We start from the raw sequence: 15,989 nt of genomic DNA, 5'->3' as shown, positions 1-15,989 counted from the left end.
GTTTTGCTGCGAAGCTGAAAATCTGGGGCCGCTTCGCGCCCCATCGCGGCACAAGGCCGCTCCTACAAAAAGCGCGGTGGCTGTCAGAAAGTGACGCCGGAGATGAGGGCGATGTTGCTGTAAGGCTGGCACTCACCGGTACGCACCACTGCACGGGCACTGCGCGACAACACCTTGAAATCCTCATGGCTCAGCCATTCGCGCTTGCCCAGCTTGCCCTTCAGCCGCTCGATTTCGATCAGCGCTGGCGGCACCACTTTCTGCATTTCTTCAGCCAGCACATGCCGCTCTACCTGCAGCTCGCTCAGCACCGCCCGCAACACGCTGGCGAAATCCGGCAGACCGGGCGTGATGGCCAGGTCGATCAGTTCCACGCCTGGTGGCACCGGCAGCCCGGCATCGCCGATCACCAGGATATCGCCATGCCCCATGCCGGCAATGACCCGCGACAGGGCAACGTTCAGCAAGGGGGTTTTCTTCATGGTGTCAGCTCCGCCAGGTAAGGGATCGACGGCTGGGCGCCAGCACGGGTAACCGACAAGGCTGCGGCACGCTGGCCAAAGGCAATGGCTTCGCCCTCCTCCAGCCCCCGCACCAGCCCGGCAGCAAAGCCACCGATGAAAGTATCACCAGCAGCGGTGGTGTCCAGCGGCTGCACCACCGGCGCCGGGTAGTGCTGATGACCTTGGGCAGTCACCAGCAAGGCCCCTTGCGCGCCCAGGGTGATGATCACTTTACCCGCCCCCAGTTGCAGCAAGCGCTCGCCAGCACGCCGCGCACTGTCCTGGTCCGTAACAGCCACGCCGGTCAGGGCTTCGGCCTCGCTTTCGTTAGGTGTGAGGTAATTGATGCAGGCAAACCAGCCCGCCGGCAAGGGCCCGGTGGCCGGCGCCGGGTTCAGGATCACCTGCTTGCCCAGTTCACGGGCCCTGGCCAGGGTCCAGGCCACGGTGTCGGCCGGCACTTCCAGTTGGCAGATGACCACCTCGGCTGCCTGCAGCAGCGCATCGAAGCGCTGTACCGAGTGCGGCGTCAGCAGGCCGTTGCCGCCAGGAATGATGACAATGCAGTTCTGGCTGGCAGCATCCACGGTAATCAGTGCCACACCGCTGGATACCCCTGGGCACGTGCTGACGCCCTGGCAATCGATGCCCTCGACATAAAGGGCCCGATGCAGTTGCCGGCCATAGTCATCGTCACCCACATTGCCGATCATTGCCACGCTACCGCCCAGCCGTGCCACCGCCACGGCCTGGTTGGCGCCCTTGCCGCCCGGCACGGTGAAAAAGCTATCGCCGGGGAGTGTTTCGCCGGCCCGGGGCAGGCGCTGGGCGCGAGCCACCAGGTCCATATTGAGGCTGCCGACCACCACAACCTTGGCATTCATGACATTTCCTTAGCGTTAGCGGTAATCGTTGAACAGGTCCGGGCGCGGCCCGGTGGACTCACGCAGTACGATGCGCGGCGCAACGATGCGTTGCTCCGCCGCACCTTGGCGCGGTGTGCCGATACGCGACAGCAGCAAAGAGGCGGCGCTCTCGCCCAGCTCGCGAATCGACTGGCCTACCGTGGTCAGCGGCGGGTACACATAGCGGCTGAGCTCGATGTCGTCGAAACCGATCACCGACAGCTCGCCCGGCACGCTGATATTGCGTTCGGCTGCCGCACGCAGCACGCCAAACCCGATCATGTCGTTGCCGGCAAAAATCGCCGTGGGCCGTTTGCCCTCCAGTACCTGCGCCGCTGCCGCATGCCCACCCGGGCTGGTGAAGTCGCAGTGCAGCACACGGCTGCCCAGTACCGGCACGCCGGCTTCGGCCATGGCACGGCGGAAGCCGTTCAGGCGCAGCTGGGTAACCCCGGTTTCGGCGGGGCCGCCAATATAGGCGACGTCGCGGTGGCCAAGCTCTAGCAGATGCTGGGTAGCCAGGTAGGCGCCGTGCTCGTGGTCGATGCGCACCAGGTCGGCATCCACGCCTTCCAGCTCACGGTCGACGATCACCATGGGCGTGCGCACGCAGGCCAGGCTTTGCAGCAGGTCGCTGTCCTGGCCCACCGAGGCCACCACCAGGCCATCGATGCGCTTTTCCAGCAGCACGCGCAGGTAACTGCGCTGCTTCTGTGGGTTATCGTCGGAGTTGCACAAAATCACACAGTAGCCGTTGCGTTCGCAGGCATCTTCAATGCCCCGTGCCAGCTCGGCGAAGTACGGGTTGACGCTGTTGGGCACCAGCAGGCCGATGGTGGCTGTGCTGCGCGCCTTGAGTGAACGCGCCACCGCGCTGGGCACGTAGTCCAGCTCGATAATGGCGGCTTCAACCTTCTGCCGCACGTGTTCGCTGACCGGCCGGGTCTTGTTCAATACATGGGACACGGTGGTGTAGGAAATGCCCGCCAATGCCGCGACGTCTTTGATGGTTGCCATATAGTCAGTTCCGCCGGCCTGCACGCCGGCTGCGGTAAGTGTCGAGTACCACGGCGATGACGATGACCGCCCCGGTAATGATGCGTTTGGTCGGCTCGCTGGCGCCAATCTGCGCCAGCCCGGCGGCCAGCACGGAAATGATCAGTACGCCAAAGAAGGTGCTGATGACCGAGCCGCGCCCACCCATCAGGCTGGTACCGCCAATCACCACGGCGGCGATCACCTGCAGCTCCAGGCCGGAGCCGGCGTTGGGGTCGGCTGCTTCCAGGCGCGATATCTGGAACAGCGCGGCCAGGCCTGCCAGCAGCCCCATCAGGGCGAATACCAGCACTTTGTACGGGCGCGGGTCGATGCCTGCCAGGCGTACGGCTTCTTCGTTGGTCCCAATGCCGATCAGGTAACGGCCGAACACCGTGCGGGTCAGCACCAGGTGGGCCAGCACAATCACCAGCAAGGCGATGATGAATGCTGGCGAAATACCAAAGGCAACCGGGTTGGAGAACCAGGCATAGGCATCGCCGATGTAGGCGGTGCGCGAGTCGGTGAACTGGTAGGCCAGGCCGCGGGCCATTTCCAGCACCCCGAGCGAGACGATGAACGACGGGATGCGCCAGGCCACGGTAACGCCGCCGGTGATGCTGCCGGCCAGCGCGGCCACGGCCATGCCCAGCAGCGCCGAGGGCAGCACGCCCCAGCCCCAGCCGAGGATTGCCACACTCACTGCAGAAGCCGCCAACGCCAGCACCGAGCCCACCGACAGGTCAATGCCACCAATGATCAGCACGAAGGTCATGCCCACGGCCAGCACCATCAGGTCGGGGATCTGGTTGGCCAGGGTACTGAAGGTGTTGTACGACCAGAAGTGGCTGCTAAGAAACGAGAACAGCACAATCATGGCCAGCAAGGCGGCGGCCAGGCCCAGGTAGGTGCCCAGGCCAAAGTACGTGCCACTGCGGCGCACAGGGGCGGCGCCTTGGCTATCGAGCGGGGTGGTTTTCATGCGTCCATCCTGGGGGCTGCACCGTGCAGCATTCCGTCACGTTTCTGATAGCCGGCAAAGGCGGCCGCAAGCAGCTGATCCTGGCTCCAATGGTCACGTTCGAAGGTGTCGATCAGGCGGCCGGCGGACAGCACCGCGATGCGGTCGCAGATCAACATCAGCTCGCGCAGGTCGCTGGACACCACCACCAGGGCCTTACCCTGGCGCGCCAGCTCGGCCAACAGGCCATAGATATCGAATTTGGCACCCACATCGATGCCACGGGTGGGCTCGTCGAACAGCAGCACCTGGCAGTCGCGCTCCAGCCAGCGGCCAATCACCACTTTTTGCTGATTACCGCCAGACAGCTCGCCCACCACTTGTTGCGCGCCGGCACTGCGAATGCGCATGGCCTGGATCTGGCGTTCGGCCAAAGCCTGTTCCGCCTCGCCGTCGAGCACGCCGGCCCGCGATACCGCACCCAGGTTGCCCAGGGCGATGTTGGCGCTGATCGACTGCGTCAGCAGCAGGCCCTCGCCTTTGCGGTCTTCGGTGATCAGCGCGATACCAGCGCGCACCGCGGCTTTGGGCGAGTCGATACTTACCGGCTGCGGCGGCAGGCCCAGCGCGATGCAGCCGCTGTCGGCGCGATCGGCACCGTAGATCAGGCGCAACAGCTCGGTACGGCCGGCGCCGATCAGGCCGGATATGCCGAAGATCTCCCCTGCCCTCACCTCGAATGACACTTCGCGCACCTTGTCCGCACGGCTGAGCTTGTCGACCTTGAGCAGCGGTGCACCGATCTGCCGGCGGCCCAGGTCGATATGCTCGCCCAGCTCGCGGCCGACCATCAGGTTGACCAGCTCGGTGCTGCTGTAGCGTTGGATCGGCTCGTCGCACACCAGCTTGCCATCGCGCAGCACAACGATGCGTTGGGCCACGCGCTGCAGTTCTTCGAGGCGATGCGAGATATACACGATGGCCACGCCCCGCGCGCGCAGGCGCTCGATCTGGGTGAACAGCAACTCCACCTCGCGCGCGGTGAGCATGGCGGTAGGTTCATCGAAGATCAGCACATGGCAGTCACCGATCAGGTTGCGGGCAATTTCGACCATCTGCTGATGGCCTATGCCCAGTTCGCCGACCGGGGTGTCCGGGTTGATGGCGTCAAGCCCGACCTGGGCCATGGCGGCCGTAGCCAGCTGGCGCAGGCGCTTTTGGCTGATCCAGCCAAAGCGGCTGGGCAGGTTGTCGAGAAACAGGTTTTCCGCCACGGTCAGCGTGGGCAGCAGGTTCAACTCCTGCATGACCATACGCACGCCAAGGCGCTCGGCCTCGCTGCGGCTGCCGGGCGCGTATGCCTGGCCGCGGTAGGTCATGTGCCCGGTGGTGGGCGCCTCCAGGCCGCTGATGAGCTTGGAAAGCGTACTCTTGCCCGCGCCGTTCTCGCCAGTCAGGGCCAGTACTTCGCCAGCCCGCAGGTTCAGGCTGACTTCGCCCAGCACCGGCTGGGCGTACGTCTTGCCCAGGCCGTTGGCGGCGAGCACCACTTCATTGGCCGATGCAGGCATGGCCGTGTCTCCTGGCAGCATCAGGGCTTCTTGGTGATGAGTTGGACCGGGGTCTGGATGACGTTGTCGGCATCCACATCCGGTTTCTCGCCCTTGACCATTTTCAGCGCAGCCTGGATGCCGTACACCGCTTGCTGGCTGGCGGCCTGGTCGAGGGTGGCCAGCACGCGACCATCGGCAAGCATCGGCTTGATGGCGTTGATGTTGTCGTAGCCCACCACTTGCACCTGGCCGGCCTTGCCGGCGGCGCGCACGGCCGATACGGCGCCCAGGGCCATACTGTCGTTGCCGGCCAGCAAGGCCTTCAGGTCGGGGTATTCGTTAAGCATGGAGGCGGCGACGGCATTGCCTTTGTCGATTTCCCAATTGCCGCTTTGTACCGAGACGATTTCCATCTTTGCGGCGTCCATGGCGTCCTTGAAACCGGCGGTGCGCTGCTGGGCGTTGGTGGTGGTCGGGACCCCTTCGATGATGCCCACCTGGTCGCCTGCCTTGAGCTTCTGGCTGGCCAGGTAGTCGCCGACCAGGCGCGCGCCTTTGCGGTTGTCGGGGCCCACGAACGGCACGCTGATGCCTTTGCTCTTGAGCAGATCAGGGTCCAGGCGGTTGTCGATGTTGATCACCACCACACCCTGGTCCATGGCCTTCTTCACCGCCGACACCAGCGCCTTGGAATCAGCCGGGGCAATCACCAGCGCCTTGGCGCCGGCATTGACCATTTGTTCGACAATGCGAATCTGCTCGCCGGTGTCGGTCTCGTTCTTGATGCCGTTGGCAATCAGCTCAAATTCGTCGGCGTGACTTTTTTGGTAGTCCTTGGCGCCGTCTTCCATGGTGCGGAAAAATTCGTTGGCCAGTGACTTCATCACCAGAGCGACTTTGGGTTTGTCTTCGGCGTGAGCGGCAGCCAGGGGAAGTGCGAGTGAAAGGGAGGAAACGACAGCGAGGGCCAGCAGACGACCGGGGAACGGCAGTTTCATGGACGATGACTCCGAATCTTGTTTTTTTATCGGATCGCAAACGTTTGCGTTGGCTAACTATGGAAACAAGACCGGCGTTTGTCAAATCCGTTTGGCTGTCGAAGGCAGATGCTGCTGGAGCCGATTATGCAGTTTTTTCCGGAAAACCGAACAGCCTTTCCTATGCTTGTTCGGAATTACGAATGGAACATTGTCTCTTGCAGGAACGTCCTTGTGTCGCGAAAGGGTCGCGTAGCGGCTCCGTTTTAGGTGCAACACCCCATATTGTCGGGGCTGCTACGCAGCCCATCGCGACGCAAGGCCGCCCCTACAAGGGGCGCACGATGGCTTGGTACGAAATATGCCTACCGCTCTGTGCGAAATAACAACAATCTCATTAGGAAGAGAGAACAATAATGATGAACGCCGCACTCAAAACCTTCGCCCCCAGCGCACTCGCCCTGCTGCTGATCCTGCCAGCCACCGCCTCTGCCAAAGAAGCCGAAACCCAGCAGAAACTGGCCAACGTCGTCATCCTCGCCACTGGCGGCACCATTGCCGGCGCCGGCGCCAGCGCGGCCAACAGCGCCACCTACCAGGCTGCCAAGCTGGGCATCGACAAGCTGATTGCCGGCGTGCCGGAACTGGCCGACATCGCCAACGTACGCGGCGAGCAGGTGATGCAGATCGCCTCTGAAAGCATCACCAACGAGGACTTGCTCAAGCTTGGCAAGCGGGTTGCCGAACTGGCCGAGAGCAAGGACGTCGACGGTATCGTCATTACCCACGGCACCGACACCCTCGAAGAAACCGCCTACTTCCTCAACCTGGTGGAAAAGACCGACAAGCCAATCGTGGTGGTCGGCTCGATGCGCCCGGGCACCGCCATGTCTGCCGACGGCATGCTCAACCTGTACAACGCCGTGGCCGTGGCCGGCGACAAGCAGTCGCGCGGCAAGGGCGTGCTGGTGACCATGAACGACGAGATCCAGTCGGGCCGTGACGTGAGCAAGTCAGTCAACATCAAGACCGAAGCTTTCAAGAGCGCCTGGGGCCCAATGGGCATGGTGGTAGAAGGCAAGTCCTACTGGTTCCGCCTGCCAGCCAAGCGCCACACGGTCAATTCCGAGTTCGACATCAAGCAGATCAGCAGCCTGCCACAGGTGGACATTGCCTATGGCTATGGCAACGTGACCGACACCGCTTACAAGGCACTGGCGCAGAACGGTGCCAAGGCGCTGATCCACGCCGGTACCGGCAACGGTTCGGTGTCGTCGCGGGTGGTGCCGGCGTTGCAGGAGCTGCGCAAGAACGGCGTGCAGATCATCCGTTCGTCGCACGTCAACCAGGGTGGCTTTGTGCTGCGCAATGCCGAACAGCCGGATGACAAGAACGACTGGGTAGTAGCCCACGACCTGAACCCGCAGAAGGCTCGTATTCTGGAGATGGTCGCCATGACCAAGACCCAGGACAGCAAAGAGCTGCAGCGGATCTTCTGGGAATACTGAGTACCTCGCGCCCACTGTGGGAGCGGCCTTGCGTCGGGCAAGCCCGCTCCCACTGCCCCCCTGCTAAGGCACCGAGTTAGCGTTTATTCCATGAGATCGGGTTCACCCCGCCATTCACCGCACTGCATGCTTCGTCAGGATGTTGCCAGCTACCTGAACCGGTACTCCAACCCCGCCCCCGCATACCACGACCGCCCGGGCGCTGCCTCGTAGTAACGCCCGTTGCCGTCGCCGACAATGACCGAGCCTACATACTGCCGGTCAAACAGGTTGTCCAGCCGCACCAGCTGGTGGAACGTCCAAGGCCCCACATGTTGCTCGAACCGGGTCCGCCAGTTGAATACCGCATACGCAGGTGCGGCCTTGGCGTTGTTGCTGTCGTCCACATACACCTTACTGCGGTACTGCCCTTCAACCCCCATGCTGATGGACGACACTGGCTTCCAGACCAGCTCGCCATACAGGTTGTCCAGCGGCACACCTGGCAGGCGGTTGCCACTTTGGATGGTCTGGCTGATGTCGTCGGCATAGCGGGCATCAGTGCGGGTATACACCAAGGTGGTCTGCCACTGCTGGCTCAAGTCACTTTGCAGGCTCGCCTCAAAGCCGCGTCGTACAGTACGCCCCGCATTGCGATAGCTGGTTCGACCATCCGTAGCGCTGGCGACGACGATTTCGTCATCGGTATGAATCTCGTACACCGCTGCATTCAGGCGCGTGCGCTCGCCAAGCCGGTACTTCACACCCAATTCGTACTGCATGCTGGTGGCGGGCTTGAGGCCGAAGTTGAAGCTTTCGAGCACACCTGGCGCATAGGCCATTTCGGCCTGCGCGGGGGTTTCGAAGCCTTTGCCGACGCTCACGTAACCGCGCAGATCAGGCGTGAACGCGTACATCACCGACAGCGATGGCGTGGCCTGCTGATACTTCTTCGAGCCGCTGGAGTCACCGTTGGCCAAGTAGTGGTCGTCGACACGCATTTCCATGGTGCTGTAGCGCAGCCCCAGCTCACTGGTCCAGTTGCCGATTTCCCAATGCGCCTGAAGGTAAGGGTCCAGGCTGGTAGCGGTGTCTTTCTCGTCGCGGCGCAACTCACCTTTAAGGCCCAGTTGGTCACCGCTGAAATTCTGATAACCGCGTCGGTCGTCCTTGCTCTGGTCGTAATCGGCGCCGACCGTGAAGGTTAGGTTGCCGGGCACATTCGCAACCGGCTGTATCCAGCGCAGGGTGCCGCCGTGGAACTCGCGGTCGAAGTCAACGACCCCGCCGCCACGCTGGCTGTTGGAGGCCACCGATTTGGGGATGGACAAATACTGCACCACGCTGCGTCGCCCCGCGTACAGGTTGAACTGCAGCGTGGCATCGCCAAAGTAGCGTTCGTAGTTCATGCCCAGTTGCTGGTTGTCGATGCTTTTGCGGGTGTTGTAGGTTTCGGCCACTGCTGCCGTGGAACGTGGGTCATGCTTGTAGGCATCCCAGGTCTGCCCCAGCGGGTCCTGCGTGTTGTTCTGCTCCAGGCTGCTGTAGATCAGCGCCATGCGCGAGTCGTCGTCGGGCTTGAAGTTGACCTTGGCGAAGGTCTGGTCACGGCGTGCGGCACTGTGGTCGCGATAGCCATCGGTATCCAGGCGCGAGGCATCCAGCACGAACCCTGCGGTGTCGTTCCCGCCCTCTGCCGACAGGTGATTCTTGTTGAAGCCGTCGCTGCCGAAGGTGGTTTCGGCACCCACGCGCGCAGGCCCCTGCCCGTCCCGGGTAAACATCTGGATCACACCACCGGCGTTGCTGCCATACAGTGTCGCTGCCGGGCCGCGCAGCACTTCAATACGGTCGGCCACATCCAGGTTCAGCGTGGCGGCCTGCCCTTGCCCGTCGGGCGTGCTGGCCGGTATGCCGTCGCTTAGCAGCTTGATGCCACGCACGCCGAAGGCCGAGCGTGCACCGTAGCCCCGCGACGAAATCTGCAGGTCTTGCGCATAGTTCTGACGGTTCTGCACCACCAGCCCAGGGACTTTGCTCAGCACTTCTGACAGGTTGACGCCAAGTTGGCCATCGGTGCCGTGGGACAGGTCAACGGTATCCACCGAAAACGGCAGGTCGAATGTGCTGGTGGGGGCATAGGCACCGGTCACCACCAGCGGTGCCATGACGACGACATCGGGTGAACTGGCCTTGGCACTGCCATTAACGCTCATGCCACCTGCAAACAGCAGGACCAGACTTGTAGATGAAGGAAAACGAGAAAGAAATCGATACATGCGCAGCTTCCGGAAATTGCCGGTATTACACCAGACCGGCAGCGCCAGCGCGAACGGTGGTTTTTTTCCTGACAAGCTGTTGCGAATTTACTTACGCTGAAATACTGTATGCACATACAGCAAAAATAAGGAATTTCCTGTGTCCAGCACCGCCTCCGCCACTCCGAGCAGCTATGAACAGCTGGGTGTACGCATCCAGAAGATCATCAACAGCCCCACCGCACAGCGCAGCCGTGCGGCGCTGATCTTCCGCCTGGAACAGGAAAGCCCGGAAGACTGGGAAAGCTTGCTGGAGGAGATCGCAGAAAACGACAACGTGACCCTCGCCCACCGCGACGATGGCGGTGTGCAGATTTTCTGGACTGTGCCGAAGGAAGACTGACCGCGCATGAGAGTTTCGCTTTTCGCGGCAGCCTGCCTGTTACTGACCACGCCGCTTGTTCAAGCCGATGCCCCACGCACCTTCCAGGAGGCCAAGAAGGTCGCCTGGAAGCTCTATGCCCCGCAATCGACCGAGTTTTATTGCGGGTGCAAATACAAGGGCAACAAGGTCGACCTGGCGTCCTGCGGCTATGCCCCACGCAAGAATGCCCAGCGCGCGTCGCGCATCGAGTGGGAACACATCGTGCCTGCCTGGCAAATTGGCCATCAGCGCCAATGCTGGCAGAGCGGCGGTCGCAAGCAGTGCGCGCAGCATGACGAAGTGTACAAACGCGCCGAAGCCGACCTGCACAACCTGGTGCCCAGCATCGGTGAGGTCAACGGCGACCGCAGCAACTTCAGTTTCGGCTGGTTGCCGGAACAACGCGGCCAGTACGGTAGCTGCCTGACCCAGGTCGACTTCAAGGGCAGGAAAGTGATGCCGCGCCCGTCGATTCGCGGCATGATCGCCCGCACCTACTTCTACATGAGCAAGCAGTACAACCTGCGCCTGTCCAAACAGGACCGCCAGTTGTTCGAGGCCTGGAACAAGACCTACCCGCCGCAGGTTTGGGAGCAGCAACGCAACCAACAGGTCGCCTGCGTGATGGGGCGGGGAAACGAGTTTGTCGGGCCAGTCAACCTCAAGGCGTGCGGTTGAGCCTCAGGCCAGTGCCTGGAGATAGGCGCTGGCTTCCCGGTAACGGGCCAGCCGGGCCAGGTCGGCGGGGCCAGGGCAAGGAATGCGTGAAAGGTCACTGTTATCGGCCAGGTCGGCCAACTTGACGGTTCGCGCCAACGGGTCATCGCCCAGGCGTACCACGAAATCCTGGTACGGCTCGCCCTCACGGCGACTGAGTGCCAGCAAGGCGGCAAGGATTTTCAGGGTAAAACCCTCGCGCGCCAGGTCGGACACGGTCAGCGGGGTGTCCTCGATCACATCGTGAAGGACTGCGACAATACGTTGCTCGGGTGTGGACACCCGCATCATCACGCGTAGCGGGTGGAGAATATACGCCACCCCGCCCTTGTCGTATTGCCCTTCATGCGCCCTGGCGGCCACGGCAATGGCCCGCTCCAGTGTAGACATGAGGCCCCTCCCCCGTTCGGCATCTTCCAACCCAAGCATAGCCAAACTTGTGTGAACAATGTCTAACACACGCCTCACAAAGCTGCACACACCCAGTTGGCGGGGCCTTATGACGGCAACAGTTGTGGGGGGGGGGGGGGGCATGCCCGCTCCCACAACTGCCGCGAAGGCACCGGGCTCCCACCCACTGCTGCAGTTCTAGCGGGTTGCGCCATGCTGGATGACCACCGAATCGGTGCCCAGCTTGGCCATCACTTCGTCCTTGCGCGCTTGAGCTTCTTCACGGGTTGGGAACGGCCCCATCAGCACCACCGGCTTGCCGTTGCGGTATTCCACCGAAGACGGGATACCCTTCTCGATGAGCCGCGCGGTCATGTCGCTCAGCGCGCCCATGTTGGCACCCTGGATCACTTCCACGTCCCAGCCCTCGGGTGCCGGCTGGCCAGCCAGTGCATCGGCACGGCGCTGCAGATCGGCGCCGCCGCACACCTCGCGGATGCGCAGGTTGTTGCCGGTGTCGTCGACGATGATGTCGTACTGGCCGTCACGCTTGATCGCCACATAGCTGCGGTAGGCTTCGTACTGCCCGGCATCGTCCTTGCCGCGAACCTGGCCGCAGATGGTGCCCTGTGTGTCGATCCGCACGTTGCCGAACTTGGCGGTTTTGGGGTTATGCAGGTGTTCGGCCACCTGCTTGTGCACGCCTTCGACCTCGTTTTCACAGCCCGCCAGGGCAAGCACTGCCATTACCACAGCCAGTTTGCGCACGCGTGTACCTCCAGATTCGAAGGGGCGGATTCTAGCACGAGGGCCATGCGCAAGAACCGCGACCATACGTTACACCTTGCAACCAAGTCATAGGACAACAACCCGCTGCGTCTGCGCTGATCGCCATTTCTTATCCCGCTGATAAAAAACTTGAGGCAGCGCAAGCCGGGCGTTTCGTAGAAGAATCGGGGCAGTCATACGACGACGTATGTCGAATAATAATAAAGGTGAACCCATGTCCCGCTCATACATACAGGTGGATGCTCGCGTCCGCATGATCGCACCGGGCGCTTTTGGCGCTTCCTGGGCAGCTCTGCCTCAGGAGGCGCCATGAAAACCCTGGTCGATGGTTACTTCATCATCCTCAAGACGCTGGTGGTAGGTTGTCTGGTCGGCATCACCTGCCTGATCTTCACCAACGTCGTGCTGCGCTATGGCTTCAATTCAGGGTTGTTCTTCAGCGAAGAGATTTCCCGCCTGGCGTTTGTATGGCTGGTGTTTGCTGGCGCGCAGCTGATGCTGCACGAACACAGCCACATCGGCGTCGACATCGTCACCCGACGCGTCTCGCCTGGCGTGGCCCGCTGGCTGCTGGCACTGACACAACTGCTGATGCTGTATGTGACCTGGCTGTTTCTCGACGGCAGCTGGAAGCAGACCCTGATCAACCTGCATGTCGGTGCTCCCTCCACGGGTATTTCCATGGCGCTGTTCTACGGCGCGGGCCTGGTGTTCTGCATCCTCAGCGCGCTGCTGATCTGCACCCAGCTGGTCAGGAACCTGACGGGCACCCTCCCGGCGCCCGCCCAGACCGAAACTTCGCTCAAAGATGGAGCAGTCGAATAATGGCCCTGTCTGTTTTCGTCGGCGTGCTGATGGCCGCCATCCTAATCGGCGCCCCCATCGCCTATGCCCTGATCCTTTGCGGCGTGGCGTTGATGTGGCTGCTGGGCCTGTTCGATGGCCAGATCATCGCGCAGAACATCATCAACTCGGCCGGCAGCTTCCCGCTGCTGGCAATTCCGCTGTTCATCATCGCTGGCGAGGTAATGAACAGCGGCGGCTTGTCCAAGCGCATCATCAAGCTGGCCATCACCCTGGTCGGCCACCTGCGCGGCGGGCTTGGCTACGTCACCATTTTTGCCGGCGTGCTGCTGTCGAGCCTGTCCGGTTCGGCCTTGGCCGACGCCGCCTCGCTGACCGCCCTGTTGCTGCCGATGATGGTCATCGCCGGCTACAACCGTGACCGCTCCGGGGGCCTGATCGCATCGGTGTCGGTGCTGGGTTCAATCATTCCACCCAGTATCGGTTTCGTTGTGCTGGGCGTGGCTTCGGGGCTGTCGATCACCAAGCTGTTCCTCGCCGGCATCGCCCCGGGGCTGATGATCGCCGCCGCACTGGTGGTGGCCTGGTGGCTGATGTCGCGGCGTAACAACGATGTGCAACTGAGCCCCAAGGCCAGCGGCAAGGAGCGCCTCAAGGCCCTGGTGGACAGCTTCTGGGCGCTGATGCTGCCGGTGATCATCGTCGTCGGCCTGCGTTTTGGCGTGGTCACCCCGACCGAGGCCGGTGCGGTGGCCAGTGTCTATGCCCTGCTGGTGTCGTCGCTGATCTACCGCGAGCTCAGCCTCAAGTCGCTCAACCAACTGCTGCTGCGCGCCGGCAAGACCACCGCTGCCGTGATGTTCCTGGTAGCTGCCGCTTCGATCCCGGCCTGGATGATTACCATCGCCGACATCCCCGGGCAAATCATCGACCTGATCCAGCCAGTGATGGACAACCCGCGGCTGCTGATCGTAGTGCTGATGCTGCTGATCCTGGTGATTTCCATGGTCATGGACCTCACCCCCACCATTTTGCTGCTCGCACCAATCCTGGTACCGGTGGTGACCGCTGCGAACATCGACCCAATCTATTTCGGCGTGCTGTTCATGATCAACTGCTCGATCGGCCTGATCACCCCGCCGGTGGGCACGGTGCTCAACGTGGTCTGCGGCATCGGTCGCATGCGTTACGAGGCACTGCTCAAAGGCACGTTCCCGTTCCTGATCGCGGAAATCATCGTGCTGTTCCTGCTGGTCATCTTCCCCGAACTGGTCACCGTTCCCGCCCAGTGGTTCGGGCATTGATCCCCCCTATAACAATAAAGGTACTGTCCATGAAGAAACTCGCCCTCATCGCCGCCCTGTTGCTGTCCAGCAGCTTGAGCATGGCCGCCGACTACAACGCCCGCGTCATCAAGTTCGCCGCCACCAGCCCCAAAGGCACGCCACCGGCCATCGGCATGGAACTGTTCGCCAAGAAGGTTCAGGAGCGCAGCGAAGGCAAGATCAAGGTGCGCACCTTCCCCAACGGTGTCCTGGGCGGCGACGTACAGGTGCTGTCTTCCTTACAGGGTGGCGTGGTGGAAATGATGACCTGGAACGCCGGGCTGATGCTTAACCACATCACCGACTTCGGCATCCTCGACTTCCCGTTCCTGTACACCGACACCGCCAAGGTCGATGCCATGCTCGACGGCGAGGTAGGCAAGATGCTCACCGACCAGTTGCCAGCGAAAAATCTGGTAGGCCTGGCGTTCTGGGAGCTGGGCGAGCGCAACCTGACCAACAATGTGCGGCCGGTGCAAAAGCTTGAAGACATTGCCGGGCTGAAGATTCGCGCCCAGCAATCGCCGCTGTTCCTGGACGTGTGGGCGGCACTCGGTGCCAACCCGACGCCGCTGCCTTTCACCGAGGTGCACACGGCACTGGAGACCGGCACCGTGGACGGCCAGGAAAACCCGGCGGCGCTGATCCTCGCCTCACGCTTCAACGAGGTGCAGAAGTACCTGAGCCTGACCCGGCACAACTACAACCCACAGATTGTGCTGATCGGCAAGACGTTCTGGGACAGCCTCAACAAGGATGAGCAGCAACTGCTGACCGAGGTTGCCCAGGAAGTGCGGCTGGAACAACGGCGCATCTCCCGGGAGGCGGACAGCAAGGCCATCGCCGACCTGCAGGGCGCGGGCATGCAAGTCAACCAACTGCCGCCCGACGAGGTGGCGCGCATCCAGGCCAAGATTCGCCCCGTGGTCGACAAGTACGCCGCACAGATCAATCCCCAACTGGTCAGCAAGGTCTACCAGGCCATGGGCTACCAGCCACAGTGACGCCCTCGCGCCGCGCATTGCGGCGCCTTTCAACTGCCATCAAGGAACAGCATGAAAATCTCCGTAGCCCAGATTCACCCGGTGGCCGGCAACCCGGCCCTGACCGTCGACAAGGTTGCCACGCTGGCACGCCAGACCGCTGCAGAAGGCTCGCGGCTGATCGCCTTTGCCGAATGCCTGCTCACCGGCGGCGCGTTCGACAGCCGTGAAGACCTCGAGTGCGGCGCCATCAGCCTCGACGCCCTGGCGCCGCTGCTGGAGGTATCGGCGCAGACCGGCATCCTGATCGTGGTCGGCTTCTACGAGCGGCACGCCAGCTCGGTGTACAACACCGCCGCGCTGATCGGCGCGCAAGGCATCATCGGCCTGCACCGCAAGCGCCACTTGCCATTCATGATCGGCGACCGCTTCACCGACCGCCCCAGCGATTGGGCAACACCTGTGTTCGATACCGACATCGGCCGCATCGGCCTGGCCATCTGCTACGAAATCCGCTTCCCCGAAGTGGTACGCACCCTGGCCCTGGAAGGTGCCGACATCGTCGTACTGCCTGCTGCCTGGCCAGAACAGGCACGCATGCTGCCGGACATTTTCAGCACCGTGCGCGCCGCTGAAAACATGGTGTACTTCGTTGCTCCCAACCGCAACGACATGGACGAGGGCATGCAGTTCATCGGCACCAGCCATATCATCGAACCGTCCGGCAAGACCCTGGTGCGCGCCGGCCTGGAAGACGGCGTGTACACCGCCGAGATCGACCTGGCCAAGGCCCGCAACAAATCGCTGATCCGTGACCCGGGCATATTCGAAGTGCACCCGTTCCGCGACCGGCTGCCTGAAACCTACCGCATCTGACC

16 protein-coding genes are annotated in these 15,989 nt (G+C 62.4%); 7 read left to right on the top strand and 9 right to left on the bottom strand.

Features of this window, described 5'->3' with window-relative positions; all coding sequences use genetic code 11:
* Nucleotides 1-83: 83 nt before the first annotated feature.
* From rbsD to AC07XM_RS12030, 6 genes are read right to left on the bottom strand one after another with little or no spacing between them, the layout of a single operon-like run.
* Entirely contained in the window at nucleotides 84-482 is a 399-nt protein-coding gene (gene rbsD / locus AC07XM_RS12055; protein WP_016487890.1) for a D-ribose pyranase, read from the bottom strand.
* Nucleotides 479-1,387, bottom strand: coding sequence for a ribokinase (gene rbsK / locus AC07XM_RS12050; RefSeq protein WP_060517225.1), 909 nt, complete (start codon nucleotides 1,385-1,387; stop codon nucleotides 479-481). The genes rbsD and rbsK overlap by 4 nt, the downstream gene beginning before the upstream one ends.
* A gap of 15 nt (nucleotides 1,388-1,402) precedes the next feature.
* The gene (locus tag AC07XM_RS12045; RefSeq protein ID WP_016487892.1) at nucleotides 1,403-2,425 is read right to left on the bottom strand and encodes a LacI family DNA-binding transcriptional regulator; all 1,023 of its coding nucleotides are present in this window, start codon (nucleotides 2,423-2,425) and stop codon (nucleotides 1,403-1,405) included.
* A 4-nt stretch (nucleotides 2,426-2,429) separates the two neighbouring features.
* Nucleotides 2,430-3,425, bottom strand: coding sequence for an ABC transporter permease (locus AC07XM_RS12040; protein ID WP_060517224.1), 996 nt, complete (start codon nucleotides 3,423-3,425; stop codon nucleotides 2,430-2,432).
* A complete protein-coding gene (locus tag AC07XM_RS12035) occupies nucleotides 3,422-4,975 on the bottom strand; it encodes a sugar ABC transporter ATP-binding protein (protein ID WP_095115557.1) in 1,554 nt (517 codons plus the stop codon). The genes AC07XM_RS12040 and AC07XM_RS12035 overlap by 4 nt, the downstream gene beginning before the upstream one ends.
* Nucleotides 4,976-4,995: 20 nt before the next feature.
* Nucleotides 4,996-5,955, bottom strand: coding sequence for a sugar ABC transporter substrate-binding protein (locus tag AC07XM_RS12030; protein WP_031312265.1), 960 nt, complete (start codon nucleotides 5,953-5,955; stop codon nucleotides 4,996-4,998).
* A gap of 398 nt (nucleotides 5,956-6,353) precedes the next feature.
* Between AC07XM_RS12030 and AC07XM_RS12025 the strand changes: the two genes are divergently transcribed.
* Entirely contained in the window at nucleotides 6,354-7,442 is a 1,089-nt protein-coding gene (locus AC07XM_RS12025; protein WP_102689119.1) for an asparaginase, read from the top strand.
* A 149-nt stretch (nucleotides 7,443-7,591) separates the two neighbouring features.
* On the opposite strand, the gene AC07XM_RS12020 is transcribed toward AC07XM_RS12025, so the two are convergent.
* Nucleotides 7,592-9,637, bottom strand: coding sequence for a TonB-dependent receptor family protein (locus tag AC07XM_RS12020; RefSeq protein ID WP_102689117.1), 2,046 nt, complete (start codon nucleotides 9,635-9,637; stop codon nucleotides 7,592-7,594).
* A gap of 202 nt (nucleotides 9,638-9,839) precedes the next feature.
* Between AC07XM_RS12020 and AC07XM_RS12015 the strand changes: the two genes are divergently transcribed.
* Both AC07XM_RS12015 and AC07XM_RS12010 read left to right on the top strand, forming a co-directional pair.
* On the top strand, nucleotides 9,840-10,082 hold the full coding sequence (locus AC07XM_RS12015) for a DUF1654 domain-containing protein (protein ID WP_016487898.1): 243 nt from the start codon (nucleotides 9,840-9,842) through the stop codon (nucleotides 10,080-10,082).
* 6 nt (nucleotides 10,083-10,088) lie between these two features.
* Nucleotides 10,089-10,781: an endonuclease gene (locus AC07XM_RS12010; protein WP_102689116.1), complete on the top strand. Its 693-nt coding sequence runs from the start codon at nucleotides 10,089-10,091 to the stop codon at nucleotides 10,779-10,781.
* Nucleotides 10,782-10,784: 3 nt separating this feature from the next.
* On the opposite strand, the gene AC07XM_RS12005 is transcribed toward AC07XM_RS12010, so the two are convergent.
* Both AC07XM_RS12005 and AC07XM_RS12000 read right to left on the bottom strand, forming a co-directional pair.
* The gene (locus tag AC07XM_RS12005; RefSeq protein ID WP_016487900.1) at nucleotides 10,785-11,210 is read right to left on the bottom strand and encodes a GTP diphosphokinase; all 426 of its coding nucleotides are present in this window, start codon (nucleotides 11,208-11,210) and stop codon (nucleotides 10,785-10,787) included.
* Between the two features lie 198 nt (nucleotides 11,211-11,408).
* Nucleotides 11,409-11,978 carry an SPOR domain-containing protein gene (locus tag AC07XM_RS12000; RefSeq protein WP_016487901.1) on the bottom strand — a complete coding sequence of 190 codons (570 nt, stop codon included), beginning with the start codon at nucleotides 11,976-11,978 and terminating at the stop codon, nucleotides 11,409-11,411.
* A gap of 330 nt (nucleotides 11,979-12,308) precedes the next feature.
* Here AC07XM_RS12000 and AC07XM_RS11995 point away from each other — a divergent pair, with 330 nt between their 5' ends.
* Genes AC07XM_RS11995 through AC07XM_RS11980 form a run of 4 tightly spaced genes read left to right on the top strand, consistent with a single transcriptional unit; the run spans nucleotide 12,309 to nucleotide 15,987 of the window.
* Nucleotides 12,309-12,824 carry a TRAP transporter small permease gene (locus AC07XM_RS11995; RefSeq protein WP_102689115.1) on the top strand — a complete coding sequence of 172 codons (516 nt, stop codon included), beginning with the start codon at nucleotides 12,309-12,311 and terminating at the stop codon, nucleotides 12,822-12,824.
* Nucleotides 12,824-14,107 (top strand): TRAP transporter large permease subunit, encoded by a 1,284-nt coding sequence (locus tag AC07XM_RS11990; RefSeq protein WP_102689114.1) that lies wholly within the window; start codon nucleotides 12,824-12,826, stop codon nucleotides 14,105-14,107. The genes AC07XM_RS11995 and AC07XM_RS11990 overlap by 1 nt, the downstream gene beginning before the upstream one ends.
* 29 nt (nucleotides 14,108-14,136) lie before the next feature.
* Complete coding sequence (locus AC07XM_RS11985) at nucleotides 14,137-15,132, top strand: TRAP transporter substrate-binding protein (RefSeq protein WP_016487904.1); 996 nt, start codon at nucleotides 14,137-14,139, stop codon at nucleotides 15,130-15,132.
* A 51-nt stretch (nucleotides 15,133-15,183) separates the two neighbouring features.
* Nucleotides 15,184-15,987 carry a carbon-nitrogen hydrolase family protein gene (locus AC07XM_RS11980; RefSeq protein WP_102689113.1) on the top strand — a complete coding sequence of 268 codons (804 nt, stop codon included), beginning with the start codon at nucleotides 15,184-15,186 and terminating at the stop codon, nucleotides 15,985-15,987.
* Nucleotides 15,988-15,989: the final 2 nt, after the last annotated feature.

The organism is Pseudomonas sp. GW460-LB5 (assembly GCF_059423245.1).
This window is presented reverse-complemented; position numbering and strand designations above follow the sequence as displayed.